The organism is Aliiroseovarius sp. YM-037 (assembly GCF_048060095.1).
Classification (GTDB): domain Bacteria; phylum Pseudomonadota; class Alphaproteobacteria; order Rhodobacterales; family Rhodobacteraceae; genus JBLUOA01.
The window spans coordinates 14,892-29,444 of the sequence record NZ_JBLUOA010000009.1 but is presented as its reverse complement, the minus strand read 5'-3'; the positions used below and the strand labels follow the sequence as shown (position 1 = coordinate 29,444).

General features: G+C 58.6%; 12 protein-coding genes. 2 read left to right on the top strand and 10 right to left on the bottom strand.

Annotated elements, in window-relative coordinates; genetic code table 11:
* A complete protein-coding gene (locus tag ACEWPJ_RS17870) occupies positions 1-2,061 on the bottom strand; it encodes a DEAD/DEAH box helicase (RefSeq protein ID WP_416514334.1) in 2,061 nt (686 codons plus the stop codon).
* A complete protein-coding gene (locus tag ACEWPJ_RS17865; protein WP_416514333.1) occupies positions 2,062-4,755 on the bottom strand; it encodes a DNA methyltransferase in 2,694 nt (897 codons plus the stop codon).
* 269 nt (positions 4,756-5,024) lie between these two features.
* Between ACEWPJ_RS17865 and ACEWPJ_RS17860 the strand changes: the two genes are divergently transcribed.
* Positions 5,025-5,942: a DMT family transporter gene (locus ACEWPJ_RS17860; protein WP_416514332.1), complete on the top strand. Its 918-nt coding sequence runs from the start codon at positions 5,025-5,027 to the stop codon at positions 5,940-5,942.
* Positions 5,943-6,184: 242 nt separating this feature from the next.
* Here ACEWPJ_RS17860 and ACEWPJ_RS17855 read toward each other — a convergent pair whose 3' ends face one another.
* The 5 genes from ACEWPJ_RS17855 to ACEWPJ_RS17835 all read right to left on the bottom strand — a co-directional run bounded on the left by ACEWPJ_RS17855 (position 6,185) and on the right by ACEWPJ_RS17835 (position 8,310).
* Positions 6,185-6,496 carry a hypothetical protein gene (locus ACEWPJ_RS17855; RefSeq protein WP_276155368.1) on the bottom strand — a complete coding sequence of 104 codons (312 nt, stop codon included), beginning with the start codon at positions 6,494-6,496 and terminating at the stop codon, positions 6,185-6,187.
* Complete coding sequence (locus tag ACEWPJ_RS17850; protein WP_276155369.1) at positions 6,493-6,681, bottom strand: hypothetical protein; 189 nt, start codon at positions 6,679-6,681, stop codon at positions 6,493-6,495. Before ACEWPJ_RS17850 ends, ACEWPJ_RS17855 begins: the two co-directional genes overlap by 4 nt.
* Positions 6,682-6,683: 2 nt before the next feature.
* Positions 6,684-6,947: a DUF6953 family protein gene (locus ACEWPJ_RS17845; RefSeq protein WP_276155370.1), complete on the bottom strand. Its 264-nt coding sequence runs from the start codon at positions 6,945-6,947 to the stop codon at positions 6,684-6,686.
* Positions 6,944-7,141 (bottom strand): YodC family protein, encoded by a 198-nt coding sequence (locus tag ACEWPJ_RS17840; protein WP_276155371.1) that lies wholly within the window; start codon positions 7,139-7,141, stop codon positions 6,944-6,946. Before ACEWPJ_RS17840 ends, ACEWPJ_RS17845 begins: the two co-directional genes overlap by 4 nt.
* Positions 7,142-7,233: 92 nt before the next feature.
* Positions 7,234-8,310 (bottom strand): hypothetical protein, encoded by a 1,077-nt coding sequence (locus tag ACEWPJ_RS17835; RefSeq protein ID WP_416514331.1) that lies wholly within the window; start codon positions 8,308-8,310, stop codon positions 7,234-7,236.
* A gap of 142 nt (positions 8,311-8,452) precedes the next feature.
* Between ACEWPJ_RS17835 and ACEWPJ_RS17830 the strand changes: the two genes are divergently transcribed.
* The gene (locus ACEWPJ_RS17830; protein ID WP_416514330.1) at positions 8,453-9,400 is read left to right on the top strand and encodes a hypothetical protein; all 948 of its coding nucleotides are present in this window, start codon (positions 8,453-8,455) and stop codon (positions 9,398-9,400) included.
* 169 nt (positions 9,401-9,569) lie between these two features.
* On the opposite strand, the gene ACEWPJ_RS17825 is transcribed toward ACEWPJ_RS17830, so the two are convergent.
* The 3 genes from ACEWPJ_RS17825 to ACEWPJ_RS17815 are packed head-to-tail and all read right to left on the bottom strand — an operon-like array spanning position 9,570 to position 14,504.
* The gene (locus tag ACEWPJ_RS17825) at positions 9,570-11,564 is read right to left on the bottom strand and encodes a type IV secretory system conjugative DNA transfer family protein (protein WP_416514353.1); all 1,995 of its coding nucleotides are present in this window, start codon (positions 11,562-11,564) and stop codon (positions 9,570-9,572) included.
* 8 nt (positions 11,565-11,572) lie between these two features.
* Positions 11,573-13,924 (bottom strand): relaxase/mobilization nuclease domain-containing protein, encoded by a 2,352-nt coding sequence (locus ACEWPJ_RS17820; RefSeq protein ID WP_416514329.1) that lies wholly within the window; start codon positions 13,922-13,924, stop codon positions 11,573-11,575.
* Complete coding sequence (locus ACEWPJ_RS17815; RefSeq protein WP_416514328.1) at positions 13,911-14,504, bottom strand: transposase; 594 nt, start codon at positions 14,502-14,504, stop codon at positions 13,911-13,913. Before ACEWPJ_RS17815 ends, ACEWPJ_RS17820 begins: the two co-directional genes overlap by 14 nt.
* Positions 14,505-14,553 lie beyond the last annotated feature (49 nt).

Sequence of the window (14,553 nt, the reverse complement as noted above, 5' to 3'; positions counted from 1 at the left end):
TCAGGTTCCCGACTGAGCCGCTCGCTGGCGTTCGGCTTTTTTCGTCTTGATGTATGCGTGAGCCTCCGCAAGGCGCTTCTCCAATGGATCCGCCGAATGCGGATTGGGTTCGCGGCCCTCCTGCGCCCGAAACCGTTTGATGCGCGGCCACAGTGTCAGCGCTTCTTTTTCAGTCATCTGGATGCGCTGAGAAATCATCGCGTCCTGGATCGTCTTCAAGAGTGGAGTGTCGAAGGCGCGCGAGGCGACGTCGAAGCCTTCCTTGAATGGGTTCACGCTGTCGATCAGGTCGATATCCAGTTCACGGACATTCACGAACCGCTTCACCATGTTCATCAGGGACAGGTTCTCCGACGGCTCAGCGTCGTACTCCTCGCCCTCTTCAGCAAACCCGCCTTCTTGCGATGCGCGTTTCGCCATGCCGATCAGGTTCATCCGCGCGGCAAGGTCCTGGCGCACGGATTCTGTTTCGTCGTCTGACAGGTTCTCGTAGGTCGTCTCTATGATGTCCGTCAGCACCATTTGTGTGGCCACCTCGGGTGCCACGTCATCCGCGACAACGCGCCGGTCCATAGCTTGACAAGCCTTGGCCACCAGCTCGTTCATATCGTTCTCAACGATAGCACGGGCGCGAGGAGTCGGCGGTTCCATCAAGCCCCTTATACCGATATGCACCGTGCCGTCCTTCGTCGTCTCCACAGGCGCGCGGATATCGCCGTCTTCACGTCGATAGAACTTGAAGTTGGGCGCGAGCACCTGCTCCATCAGCATCGCACCCGAAATCGCCTTGAGCATGTCGTTGACCGCGTCCGCCACGACCGTGGTTTCCACGCCAGGCTCGGCGACGAGGTTGGTGAACTGGGCGTGGGGCTTGCCGGGTGCATCGCGGGTGGCCCGACCGATGATCTGGACGATCTCCGTCAGGGAATTCCGATAGCCGATGGTCAGCGCATGCTCGCACCATGGCCAGTCAAACCCCTCCTTGGCCATGCCGAGGGCAATGATGATGTCCACTTTGGCCCGATCCGCTTCGTCGTCTCGCTTGCCATCCGAGCCCTTTGCCTCCGCCTGCAACGCGGCCTTGATGCGCGAGCGCCCGTCGCCGTCATCCACGAGGTCAGCGATCTTAAGAACCTTGCCGTCCGAGGCGCGTTTCACCAGATCGAACCCGGTGTCCGGATCGCGGCCGACGTGTTCGCCGATCGCGCCCATGATCAGCCCGACCTCATCGTGCTTCTCGCCAAAGGCTTCCGCCGATCCACGGTGCGGGATGTGGATGATCGTCTTGCGGTCCGTGTCGAGCACATCAGGGATCGCCGAGATATATCGCCCCCGGTAGAACGAGTAGGAAATCCCCAGCGACTTCAGGTGCTCATAGCCTTCAAGCTGCTCATAGTAGCTGTAGGTGATAGACTTGAACCGCGCCTCATCCTCGGGGCGCAGAACCGGTACGCTGTCGCCACGAAAATAGGAGCCGGTCATTGCCATCACGTGGGCTTTCTCGCGGGCCAGCAGCTTGCGAAGGATCTCCCCAAGGCGGTTGTCATCGGCTGCCGCAACGTGGTGGAACTCGTCGATAGCGATCATGCAATCGTCAAAGGCCTCTACGCCGCGCGCTTTTTCGATGGCGTCGAAGGCAAACCGGAATGTGGCATGGGTGCAGACGATGACGCTGGCGTCGCTGTCTATGAAGGCCTCAAACGCCTTCACTTTTTGCGATTTCGCCATGCCGTCCTCGCCCGACAGGCAGAGGTTCCATTGCGGCTTCACCTCCCAATCGGCCCAGAACCCGTAGGAGGTCAGGTCGGTTGAGCGGAATGAACTACCGATGGAGGTTTCGGGCACCGCGACGATCACCTTTTTCACGCCCTGGTTTTCCAGCTTGTCGAGCGCAAGGAACATCAAGGCACGGGACTTGCCCGCCGCCGGGGGCGCCTTCAACAGCAGGAACTGTGCGGCGCGTGCCTCGTAAACGCGGGCCTGCATCGGGCGCTGGCCAAGGCTGTTCGTCTTGGCATCCGCCCCGGAATGGCCATAGGTCATACGCACAAGATCAACCATTTACGCGGCCTCTTCCTTCTTCAGCTTCTCGATCCGCGCGGCATAGAGCTTGAAAAGCCGCTCCAGCCGTTCGGTATCGTTGCGGAACGGACGCCCGATGTACATCGTTTCCAGCAATTCGTCATTCTGGCGGTGCACCTCGCGCAGGTCGTCTGGCATGTCGTCGGGGTCGTACAGCTGCGCGATGGTCTTGGGGTGGTGCATGTAGCGTGTCTTGAGGATCGCGCGAGCGGAGGCGTTTAGTGCCTCCAGTTGATCGTCGGTAAAACGGGGTATTGGAAAAACGTGCCAGCACAAGGTGCTACTGTAGCGGAAATCATTCTTCATACGTCCGCTGACGGTACTCACCCAACACCATTGAAGCTTAGATGCCAAGATCGCAAAACACCATTCAGGAGGGTCGAAGATGATCTGGCAATCTGCCGAGGCAACAACATCACTGCCGACCAACTCGACCGGTAGATAAGGCCTGCGAGAGGACGATGTCCGCGGCATTAAGATCGCTGATTTCTTCGGCACGCCTTTGCCAGTGATTTGACCAAACCGATGGGGCACAGCGGCTGCGTCTCGAGTTACTTGTGCATCGCTTTCGGACCTAAACTTGGCTACCGCATCTAATCGTTTCGCCAACGGAGGAAAGCGTAGCACATCTTCCAGTTCATTGGTCTCCGCCCATAGACAATAACGGACCAAGCCTTGCGCTACTTCCCTGGCACCCATGTAACGGCGGATAAATGGCGCGGCTTCAGGATGCTCCGAAATAAGCTGGGCTCTCTCTGCTTCCGAGAAAATCAAGTTCCCTTCGTCACGCGCTATGCTGCCAACATCCATTTTGGGAAGCGGGAAAATCGGCCGACCCTTCTGCGCAACCGTTACGTCGGGTGCATCGAGAAGGTAGCCGTTGATGTTGTTAGCATTCTTCCGAAGTTCGCCGTCAAAGATGACTGACTGTCCAGTTCTTGAAGATGAGATGCCAACTACTACGCATGAAACCGCCGCATTCTTCGCAGCATTGTTGGACCACATGAAAGGTCGATGGGCGAAATTAATTCTGATCCCTTCACGCAGGACCTCGGGCCAAAGAACATTGACCGTCACTCCTTGGGCAATCGAATTGGTCGAAACCAAAGCTCCCGCTCCAGCGCGACCGCGAATGTAGTCAGCAGCCTTGATGAACCAACAGATCACCAAATCGAGGCGCTCAAAGCTCTTCAGCCGGTCGGTCAAAAGGAAGCGCATGTCTTCTGATTGAGCTGGCGTCCTCGAGTTGAAACCGACAAATGGCGGATTCCCCGCAATAAAGACTTCCTCATTTTCCCCCGGCGGCGAGCAAACCGCCTCCCAATTCAATCGCAGCGCATTGTCGCAAACGATGTTACCACCATCTCGCAGGGGTAGGGCCGGGGCTGTATTCCCGAACATCTCACCGAACCGCGCATTGGCCTGATACTCCGCGATGAAAAGTGCCAGTTTCGCCGTCTCCGCGGCGAAATCCGTGATCTCGATACCGTAGAAATTCGCCAACCGCACGCCAGAGAACATCTGCGCCGAGGCCCCGCCATCCAGTTGCGCCATACTCTCCAGAACGCGCATCTCCCGCGCTCGAAGCTCCCGATAGGCGACGACAAGGAAATTGCCCGATCCGCAGGCCGGGTCGAACACCCTGATCCCCTCGATCCGTTTCAGCACCCTTGCCAGCGCCTTGCGGCTATCGCCAGCCTTCTCGATCTGCTCATCCAGATCGTCGAGGAATAGCGGCCCCAGCACCTTAAGGATGTTCGGCACCGAGGTGTAATGCATCCCAAGTTCGGACCGTTTGTCCGGATCGGCGACCGACTGGATCATGGACCCGAAGATATCCGGGTTGATCTCTTGCCAATCGAGCTGGCAGGCGTCCTGAAGGTAGCGATAGGCCCCGCGGTCGAACTTTGGCACGTCCAGTGCATCGGCGAAAAGCCCGCCGTTCACGTAGGGAAAGGCATCAACCCAGGCTGGCAGGTCCTGACGCTGGCCATTGGGTAGGTTCATCGCGGCAAAGGCCGAGGCGATACACGCCTGCGCCTCCTCCCCCTTGTCGCCCGCATGGGTGAAGATCAGGCGCGAGAACAGGTTGTTTTCAAAGATGCCCACGTCCTCTGCAAACATGCAGAAGATTAGCCGCGTCATCAGCTGGTTCAGGTCATGCCGTCGTTCCGGTGTCTTCCATTCCGGGTTCTTCTTGAGAAGCGCATCATAGAGCTTGGCCAGTCGCCCAGCCGCCTTGACGTCGACCTCGTTCTCTTCCGCCGCCTTGTAGCGCGACATGCCGGCCGCTGGCAGGAAGAACCCGAAGTGATGATGTAGGTCGGCGAACTTTATGTGCAGGCTGTCACCCGAAGCGACATGTTCGGCGGACAAGTCGACACCGTCGGTGGCCAGCAGGATCGCCGGTTTGTGGGTGGTGGTCTTCTTGTCCGACCGGATCATCGACAGGCCCTGGTCCACCGCGCCGGGGTCGGTCACCATGGCATAGAACTTGCGGTTCATCAGGACCGCGCCGGGCACCTTCGACTTGTTGATCGTCCCACTGCGGAGCTTTGAAACCGTGGCTTGCGGACTTCCCATGGCGGCGGCGAACGCAAACGGGAACTCGCCACCGTCGAACGGGCGAGTGGCGATTTCTTCCAGGGCGTCTGCGATTTCCGTAGGGTTCATGTAAGGTCCGTCGGTAAACTCATACGAATGCTACAGAAAGTTTGGGGCGATGACGATAGCGACCGACGCCTTAAACGGCCCAATTCGGCCGTCTTCAATGAAATACCGTGCGTTGGCACCACGCCGCCATTTTTGCCGATCGTGAAATTACTGGCGATTTTGATTCTCCGAGAAACTCTGCAGCAACCACCGGCAATGTCGCAAATGGGTGATCGGCACACTCGTCCCAAGGTTAATCTTGACGACGTGACATTCTTAATCGGCCAGACATGACATCAATCACCACAGCCCCTTCCACTGCCGATGCCCACAAGTACGGTGTGCTCTTCGTATTTGCGGCGGGTGTGTTGTGGTCGACGGTCGGCCTTGGTATTCGCCTGATCGAAGACGCTGTCGTGTGGCAGATACTGCTCTACCGGTCGATCAGCATGTCGCTGTTTCTCTACGTGCTTATCCGCGTGCGGTCTGGCGAAAGCCCATTTGTTCAGATCCGACGCATCGGCGCCCCCGCTGTCATCGCAGGGCTTTCACTGGTTGCGGCCTATTCAGGCGGAATCTACGCGATCCAGAACACCTCGGTCGCAAATGCCATGCTTCTGTTTGCGACAGCACCGTTTATGGCTGCGGTGCTCGGATGGATAGTGCTGCGAGAACCTGTCCGCGCCGCAACCTGGATAGCGATCGCCGTCGCAATCGGCGGGATCGGGATCATGGTCGCCGACAAGTCCGGAGGCGTCGCCCTGAAAGGCAGCCTTGCCGCGCTTGGTTCGGCATTCGGTTTTGCAGTCTTCACCGTGGCGTTGCGATGGGGGCGGACAGGGGAAATGCTGCCAGCGGTGTTCCTCTCGGGCATTTTCGCGATCGCCATCACTTCGGCCATATGCTTGGGCCTCGGGCTCTCCTTCGTGCTGAGCCCCAGTGATGGCGGCATTGCAATGGGCATGGGGGTATTCCAAGTCGGCGCAGGTCTGATCCTCTACACATTAGGATCGCGTAGCCTACCCGCCGCAGAACTCGCCCTTTTGTCCTTAGCCGAGGTGCTGCTCGGACCACTCTGGGTCTGGCTGTTTCTCGGGGAAACCGCGACTGCGAACACTCTGATCGGAGGTGCTGTTCTGCTCGCGGCCATTGCGGGCAATGCGCTTTCGGGCAAGCGAAGAAAACCACCGCCAATCACGGCTCCTTAGAACCGCAACCTCGGCCCAATCCTGCCGTCCAGCAGATGGTCGTGATGCTGCAGGCGCAGCCCCCAATTCTGCCGTTCGCTGCATGAGCAAAGTCGTGAGCAGCTAAAGCATTCACGTCCCGGTATACGCTCTAGCGTGTACCTGTCTTTAACTTGCCGCATTCCGAGGAGCAGATCATTGGGATTTTGAAAGAGCACCAGGCTGGGCTTGGACCGGTCAGGTTATGCGAAATATGGATCAGTTCAGATCTCGTCCAAGAACCTCGTCTCCTCCTCCTTCAAAGTTGCGTCTTGGCCGAGAAGCTTCACCAGAAATACATTCATATCGGGCCGCATGCTGAATGCCTTCGATGTATCGTAATACCGATACTGGACGAACACAGAGTCATATCCTTCTGTTCGTAAGTACCCTTCGTGAAACTTGGCGTCTGTTGCCTCCACCTTCTGAAATCCCAGTTCGTCCAGTTGGCGAAACACGGCAGGGGCGTCAGCTTCGTTCGCAGCGGCCTTGATAATTGCCAAGACGCCTTCGTACAGGGTCGGTACAGTTCTCATTCTGAAACCTGACTATCAATCCACGCCTGCGCCTCAGCCTCTGTCTTGAACGCTAGGTCAGCGTTCCGGTGCGAGCGCTCTTCGCCGTCGAAGTCGAATACTTCCCAGACCTCGTAGAAGACTGCATCGGCCCCGTCAGGGGCCTTAATGTCCGCTACACGGCGGATATCATAACGCTTTGACATGCTCAGTCTTGCATCCTTCCGGGCTTGTCGTACTTCTTCCTGAAACGCCACTGTCGCTCAGATCGCGACCAGACCACATCGTCACCTTTTGTGAGCTTGTTAAACTCCGCCAAGACAGGCTTAGCTATCGCCAAGTTGCCGTTGTCATTCTGGTACGTCAGGGATTTGTCCTTGCGCGTAAGTTGCCAAGCGGCGTTTTCTTGGTCTAGTACCTTTCGCTTGGTAAGCTCATCAAACATCCATTGCGCTGCTTCGACCGGTGTCATTCGTCGTCTTCCGAGTATTCCTGAAGCGCTTCCTCTGAAAAGCCTTGCTTGTTGTGCTTTGCTCCAGAAAACCAAGTGCAATAATATGTTGCGCTGTCGCCGCCGTATCCACTGGATGCCTTCTCAACCGTCATCTTTGGCCCGCCCGACTTGAGTTGCACCAAGTCGCCCGGATTGAATTTGCTGCCCGACATCTGCCGTATTCCTTTCATTGTTGGTTTGAAGAATGAACGCCGCGCATGCCACAAGATGGCTGCCGACCGTGAATTAGAAACGTATTGAAGCCCTAACTCGCATCTTCGTCATCGTCATCTTCGTCTTCGTCTTCGACATAAGTGAGAAGCTTTGTCTTTTGAACTTCCGCGCGATAGTCTTGTATCAGATCGCGTACGTCATCGACAGTTTGCGCGAGCTCTTCGTCGTACTCATCCGACTCTTCGTCAAGCTCAGGCGGCAACACGAAATCCACGTCACCACCGTCTTCCGAAAATTTGATGTGACGATCTACCGCCTTTTCCAGTTTGGCGACTTCCTCCGGTTTCGCGTTTGGCACAATCCCTTTAACGGCTTCCAAAATCAGCGCTTTGCCGTTGGCGCGCCTTTCATCTTCTTGCCGCTTCAAGTCCTTCTCAATGGCGTCCGACATCATTCTCGAACGCCGGAGTTCTTCGCGTTTCAATTCGAAATCCAGATAGTCATTCGCGATACTTGCTATGTGCTTTGACACGGTGGCCAATATTTTGGTGACAATCGGCGTTGCACTCAGTGTGTAGATAATGGAGCCGTTTTGCGCGCCGACCACAGCAACATCTTCTGGTTTTTCGCCAGCGACCGCCGTCACGCCGCTAATTATCAATTCCCAATCCGTTGCAGTTTTCTTCCAGTCGCGCACGTTTCTAATCGATGCGTCATCTTGGAAAATCACGTTAAATACGTATGGCGTAGGCGCATCAATTTCGTGCGCGTCAACAAACCCAACCTTACCAGCACTCGACTTGAACTCCCGCAGAAGCCGCTGAGCCTCTTCAAGCTTTTGCTGTCCTTCCTGAACCGACTGAAAGGTCGTGGCAGGATCGTAGGTTGTCGCACGAACACGGTGGTTGATCCACGCTTTTCCCTGTTTTCCGACCAACTTCGCAACGTCCATTTCTTCCAGCACGCCAAGTTGAAGCGTCGATAGCTCTGACGTCTGCATGTCTGCCAATGCGCGGGAAAGTTCTTTAAGTGGTTGGGTCACTGGTTGCTGCGACGGTTGCTGAGAGTTGTTTTGCAAAACACTCACGAGCGCCGAATATTTCGGCGTCACATCTTTCAAATTATCGTCCAGCCACCCGGACAACTGAACTACTTGGGAAACTTCCATAAACAAAGACTCCGTGCGTGAGGTTGGCGCTATGTGGAATATAGGGAATCCCAAGCGCAAACACCACACCCATACACCTAGAAATTGTAGGGCAAGCCCCTATATTGTGTGGAACGACTGCAGGTAGCTGGAAGGTTTTGTGGTGACCGAAGAAAGTAAGCAAGAGCCGTCTCGGGGCTTCGATATCTCGAAGATTGCAGCCGCCGACGCGAGATTTCAAGAGCAAAGCAAGAAACTTGCTGAGCAATTTCAGGAAGCAAATCCGCACCTGAAATCGTTGCAAGATGCGGTTTGCGACAGCGGCGCCTTCTCGGCTGTGAACGAATTGCAGGACGCGCTGAGCAACGGAGGGTTGTCCGAGGCTGTGAAGGCCGCGCAAGGTATTTCAGCGCATCTTGATCCTTTGCGAGAACACGCTGCGACTTTAGCTGAGGCTGCGAAAATCGCAGCGCCCGCCAATGATGTGTTGGATCAATTGAGGGCGTCCGGTGTTCACGATCGTCTCAGCGAGTTGTCTGCTACTGCAACCGAAGGGTCCCGGTTGGCTGACGTAATTCGAGGTATAGAAAAACAGCAACATGCATTGGACTCGATGGTTTCCCCTGAGCCGGTAATACCAAACCTAGACCACCTTCACATCGAAAGCCCAATCGTTGAAACCAATCGCAAGCTTGAGCGTATTGAAAGTCAGTTCTCTCAGATTTCAGCAATCGCGCATGAGTCCGCGCAGGTTGCAACGGATTTACAGGCATACGCTGCGGAGTTTCTGCAAAAGTTCGAAAGAGCGGCAGAGGACGCTAACCAATCGGGGAGCAAAGCCATTAAAGTTGGATGGCTGGCATTAGCAATTGCGGTCGTTGTTGGTGCTGGACAGATTTTCGCGCCTACGTTGATGCGTGATCAAGAAGCGGAAGCACTTCGGCAGTCTGTGGTGAGCCTCAACGCAGAGATTTCAACACTGCGGGCCGAACAGAGTGCTGCGAGTGAACGCCTTATTGAAGCATTGGCCAATTCTGATGAAGCCACAGCCAACGCGCTTAGAGAAGCGCTTTCAGCAATCGTTGCGCAACAAGTTGACGCGGCTGAATGACGACGCCTCCACTACTGGATCACTGTGTCCAGCCCAAATAACTCAGGTTGATCTTACCACAGACCGTGTCAGTGGAATGTCGGCTCTTTGACATTCTGCTAGGCTAATTCGCCTTTGCAGAGAAAGACCGCTTTCCGCCCTGCCTGACAGACAGGCGATGCCTACCACCCTATCGAGCAACCAGCTTTTCACCATTCTCCTCTCGCAGCATCTCTTCCATGTCGTCCAAGCCATCGACTGCAGAGCGCATCTGCGCCTCATCATCCACTGTGTCGGAATCCGCAACCTGGCCCTCAAAATCCATCTCCATCTGGCGCTGTTCCTCGGCGACAACAGTTTGAACGACGGGCGCGGTCTTCCGTGGATTGGGTTCAGTTTGCCCGGACGGTTGATCGCCAACACCTTCGCGCAGGCCCTCAACATCGGCCTCGGGTCTGCTTGACCCGTTCGGTGGCGGCGTCATCGGCATGGCCCGCACACTCAGCGGCAGCGTGCCCTGCGGCCCCCCTCCCCCCGGCTTCGGAAACGGCAACTCCCCCGTCTGCGCCGCGTGGATCGCCTTGAACAGCCGATCGTCAAAATATTGGATCCGCTTTGCACGGACCGGCATTTGCGCATCGATTACCATGACGATCTCGTCGAGGGGCAGTCGGCGTGCCTCATCTTCGGGTAGCAACGAGCTTTCTTCGGTCCGTGTGGATTGGCTGCGCCCTTCAAAGGGGTTCTTGCCGATGGACTGCGAGCGCGTGATGACGGTCTTCGTTGTCTTGCCGACAGCCTTGCTGAGTTCTTCGACGGTCTTTTCATCAGAGGGCGTCAGGTAGAGCTTCACACCGGCATTGCCCTGCAGCGCGCGGCGGGTGTTTTCGCCATAGATTTCATCGAGGGCGGGGATGGTTTGGGTGACCACGGCCAAATGGCCGCGATAGGTCCGCAGGGTCTCGATGCTCTCGACCACGATGGGCATCTTGCCCAAGCGATTGAACTCGTCGAGCATGATCATCACGGGCCACGGCTCATCCGGCCCGGGGTCCTTTTCCTGCATGGCGGACAGGAGATCGGAAAAGAACAGCCGGATCAGCGGCGCGAGCGGCTTCACCATCAGCGGCTGGACGACGAGATAGACCGAAAAGGGCTTCTTGCGGATCGTCCGAAAATCAAAGTCCGACACCGCCGTCGCCTCATCGATGGCGGGGTTTTGCCATTGATCGAGCCCCGAGGTCATCAGGAGCGAGACGTATGAGGTCAGCGTATCGTTGTTGGTCGAAGCGAGCCGCGTGAAGATCAGCTTGGCCGCCCGGTTGTCGACTTCGTGGCCGCGCGCGAAATACTCCTTCTGCTTGTTCCCGCCCGAGGCCGCGATGCGGTAGATCTCGCCCAAGGTCGGGCGCTTGCGCTGGAAGGCCAGCAGGCCTGCCGCCACGAAGAGATCGATCCCGCCTTTGAGGAGGCCCTGCACCCGGTCGTTGTCGCTTTGCAAAAAGAGCGTCGCCAGGAGCTGCAATTCCATCTGCTGGCGCGCGGGATCTTTCAGTTGATAGATGCGCAGGAGCGGGTTGTAACGATGCGTGCGCTTGCCCTCCCAATCGGTGGGGGCAAAGCGATAGACCTTGTCGCCTTGGACTGCGCGGTGCCGGGCCGTTGCCTCGAAACACTCGCCCTTCACATCGAGCGTCACGGCGGAGCCTTGCCAGGTCAGCAGGTTCGGAATGACGAAGCCCGTGGTCTTGCCGCGGCCCGTGGGCGCAACGATCAGCGCATGCGGAAAAACCTTCGAGCAAATGTAATTGGCGCGGGAGCCCGGCGGCCCCAGTTTGCCGAGGATGAACCCGGTCCCTGGCGCCCCGAAGAAGCCATTGGCCTTCATCTCGCGCGCACTCTGCCAATGGGTCTGGCCAAAGCGTGTCAGGGCGGACCCGGAGAGGGCGAGGCTCAGCATGAGGCCGGCGGCAGCGAAGCTGCCGATGATCAGGTGAATAAGTTGCGCGTCCTCCGGGCGGCGGTCCAGGATCGCCAGATAGTTCTGCGCGATATATGCAAAGTCGATCTCGGCCCCGAAGCCGAGATCTTGGTAAGTCAGCACCGCCGAGGCGATGGTATAGCCCATGGCCCCGGTCACCAGCGTCACAAGCAGGACGCCCGTGGCGATCCGCGCTTTTCCCATGGAGGCGCTCAATGGACCTGACCCCGCTCGGTCTCGCCATCCACGTCTGTCGCGCGGTGTTTTTCATATTCGGTGTCGGCAAGATCATCGACCACCTGGCGCAAGGCCTCCGTGTTGGCCGTCGCGGCATCGGATTGCAGATAGACCTTGGCGACATAGAGCCGGTCCAGGCGGTCCTCGAGAACCTTCTCAAGCGCATCCGCATCGCCGGATGTGAGCCGGCCCAATTGGCGGTCATCAAGAACCCGCGCAATCTCGCCGCGGAAGGCGTCCCGCTCCGCCTCGGTCTCGAAGGGCGCGGACAACTCCCCCGCCCGCTCATGGTCTAGAACACGCGCAATCTCGTCTGCAAGGCGGTCGGCACGGTCAAACTGCGGCGCAGTTTCACCGCGGGCTGCGAGGAGTGCATCGCGCGTGCCAGACCTAAGCCCGTCGCGCATCTCGTTTTCGCGGCGGACCTGATTGATGACCTCCGTGTCGCGTATCTCGACGACGGCCGCATAGGTTGCGCCAAGCCCGCGGGCGAGGTGGGACGGCATGTCCGGATAGCGCGCGCGCAAGTCATCCGTGACAGCATCTGCAACAGGCGTGCGAAGGTCCCGTCCCTCCATGATGCGGTCGACCTCGCGGGTGATCTCGCTGGCGCGGGCTGCATCGGTAATGGTCTCCCTGTAGGGCTCAGTCCGGTCAATCACATCGCCAGGGCGTGCGAGCAGATCCGGGTGTGCCGCGAGATACGCGCGCTGCTCCGCCTCGATCCGGCGCTCCGCCCGTGAGACAACCTCCCAGTCCCGGTCCTCCACCTGCTGCGCTGTCAGGCCCTCTGCGCGCATCTCCTGACGGATTGTCCCTTCCATCTCCCGCACCGCGCCCTCATGATAATGGAACCGCTCGCTGACCGGTTCCGCTTCCATGACGCCATCCCGGCGCAGCACGTTCTCGCGCTCCAACAGCGTGCCAAGTTCCACATGTACATCGTTGAGAATGTCGCGGGCCTGTTCCAGATCGGCGCGGCGTTCGAGGTTCAGATCGCGTGCCTCGGCCACCTTGGCAAGATCATCTGCGATCCATTGATGCTCCAGCGCTGCATTTGACGCGCCCGTCTCGATCCGGGCCACCACTTCCGATGTGCTGATCCCGGTGCCGTGTAGTGCCGCGTCAATGCGCGATCTCAGATCGGGCTCTGCCAGACGCTCGCGCTGGCTGGCGTCGATATTGGCTTCGGAATAGATCCCGCCCTCCGAGGGGGTCTCTGACAGCGTGGATGATCGCAGCCCCAAGGGCTGCATGTGCTGGACCTGCGTCTGGATCTCGATGAGGCGCTTTTCCAGCACGGGACGTTCCGCGTCAGACTTCTCGGCGATCATGCCCTGCACCCGCGCGAGCTTTTCCGCATAGAGGCTTCTCAGATCCTCGAAGCTTTGATCCTCGGCCATATACACATCTCCTGTTCGGTCCACCTGCCCGCCGCGCGCCAGCACCTCGCCCGCGCGGAAGAGTGCCGCGGCAATGTCTTCGCGGGCCCCGCGGACCTCGGAGGTCTCCCGGGAGGCCTCCACGGCAAGCGAATGGTAGACGGTTCTGGTGTTGGCGATCTCCGCCAGCGTCCGCGTCAAGTCGGTCCCCACACGTTCCCGCTCGCGGGGTGCGCGCCCCTCTTCCTTGGCAGCATAGACCTCGCGGGTCCGGGCGGGGTAATGCACAACCCCCCGATCGACGCGGCGCGTGGCCTCCAGGCGCACGCCGTACTTCTCCGCCTCCTCGACCATGGCGAGGCGGAAGTCGTCATAGTTGAAGCGATGGTTGCGCCCGAGGAAAAAGAACTCGCCTTCCTGCGAGCGGCGGTTCAACACCAGATGCGCATGCGGGTGATCGCGGTCCTCATGCACCGCGATGATGTAGTCGAAATGCCCCGCGTCGGTCTGGAAGAACCGCTCGGCCACATCCGTCGCGATGTCGCGCACATCCTCCCCGCGCGTGCCGATGGGGAAGGACATGAGCATGTGGGTGGTCTGCCCGAGCTTGGGTTTGAAGGCCGCATCCCACCGTTTGGCAAAACGCTCGGTCAGATCCTTGATGTCACCCGCCTCGAGCTTGGACTTGCCATCCAGGAACCCGCTACTGTCCACGATATGGGTGGACTTGGTCGTTAGGTAATCGAGCTGGTTTGCGAGCTGCGATTTGGTATGCGTGCCCCCGCCCCGGATAGCTTTGAACACCGCTGGCCGATGCCCGGATGCCGCGCGCCTAAGCTGGGTCTGCTTAGCCACGTGCAGACCTTGCATCGAGCCCCGGACGCGGCTCCAGCCATCCCGAAAGACCTCGCCCGTGACAGCATGGACGGCATCATTCAGCCGCATGGGCAAACTCCCTCAGCGCGGCCGTGGCCTCGAGCTGCATCGCGTCCCGACGACGGCGCAGGAGCAGGTCGATCTCGTCAGCGGAATCCAAGATGAACCGCGCCAGCCCGCGCATCTGCGCAAGGCGCGACTCAGAAAACTCGGCACGCGTGCCCCCCACGGCCCCCTGCCCCCGCCGGTTGGCCTGCGTCATCTGCTTGGCGATCTGCGCGACCCCATTACCTACCTCGTGCAGAGAGGCGCGGTAGCGCGCCATCTCTGCTGCCATCTGCGCGTCCGGAACGAACACCCCGCCCGCCGCCTGAATGAGCCGCCGCAGCCCCTCGGCCCGGCTCTCGATCCCCGCCTTCGCCAACACCGCGTCAAGCGCCGCCAGCTCCGCAGCCGTGACCTTCACACTGACTGCTGAGACCGGAATTGCGGCATCCGTCTGGCGCTCGGCATCTGCTTTGAGCGTGTACTGAATCGCCCGCACCGACACGCCAAACCGTTCCGCCAGCATTGAAGTGGAAACGCCTTCCGCAGCTTCGCGAACGATCTCCATGCGGTCTGCATCGATGAGGCGTTTTGAGCGCGACATGCGAAGAAAGACCCCCTATTTCCTGCCACCTTCCACCAAGGCTACCCCT

Coding starts and splice junctions, on each gene's coding strand:
- ACEWPJ_RS17870 (WP_416514334.1), bottom strand. CDS start 2,061: ATGGTTGATCTTGTGCGTATGACCTATGGCCATTCCGGGGCGGATGCC.
- ACEWPJ_RS17825 (WP_416514353.1), bottom strand. CDS start 11,564: ATGGGAAAAGCGCGGATCGCCACGGGCGTCCTGCTTGTGACGCTGGTG.
- ACEWPJ_RS17835 (WP_416514331.1), bottom strand. CDS start 8,310: ATGGAAGTTTCCCAAGTAGTTCAGTTGTCCGGGTGGCTGGACGATAAT.
- ACEWPJ_RS17820 (WP_416514329.1), bottom strand. CDS start 13,924: ATGCGGCTGAATGATGCCGTCCATGCTGTCACGGGCGAGGTCTTTCGG.
- ACEWPJ_RS17865 (WP_416514333.1), bottom strand. CDS start 4,755: ATGAACCCTACGGAAATCGCAGACGCCCTGGAAGAAATCGCCACTCGC.
- ACEWPJ_RS17860 (WP_416514332.1), top strand. CDS start 5,025: ATGACATCAATCACCACAGCCCCTTCCACTGCCGATGCCCACAAGTAC.
- ACEWPJ_RS17815 (WP_416514328.1), bottom strand. CDS start 14,504: ATGTCGCGCTCAAAACGCCTCATCGATGCAGACCGCATGGAGATCGTT.
- ACEWPJ_RS17850 (WP_276155369.1), bottom strand. CDS start 6,681: ATGTCAAAGCGTTATGATATCCGCCGTGTAGCGGACATTAAGGCCCCT.
- ACEWPJ_RS17855 (WP_276155368.1), bottom strand. CDS start 6,496: ATGAGAACTGTACCGACCCTGTACGAAGGCGTCTTGGCAATTATCAAG.
- ACEWPJ_RS17840 (WP_276155371.1), bottom strand. CDS start 7,141: ATGTCGGGCAGCAAATTCAATCCGGGCGACTTGGTGCAACTCAAGTCG.
- ACEWPJ_RS17845 (WP_276155370.1), bottom strand. CDS start 6,947: ATGACACCGGTCGAAGCAGCGCAATGGATGTTTGATGAGCTTACCAAG.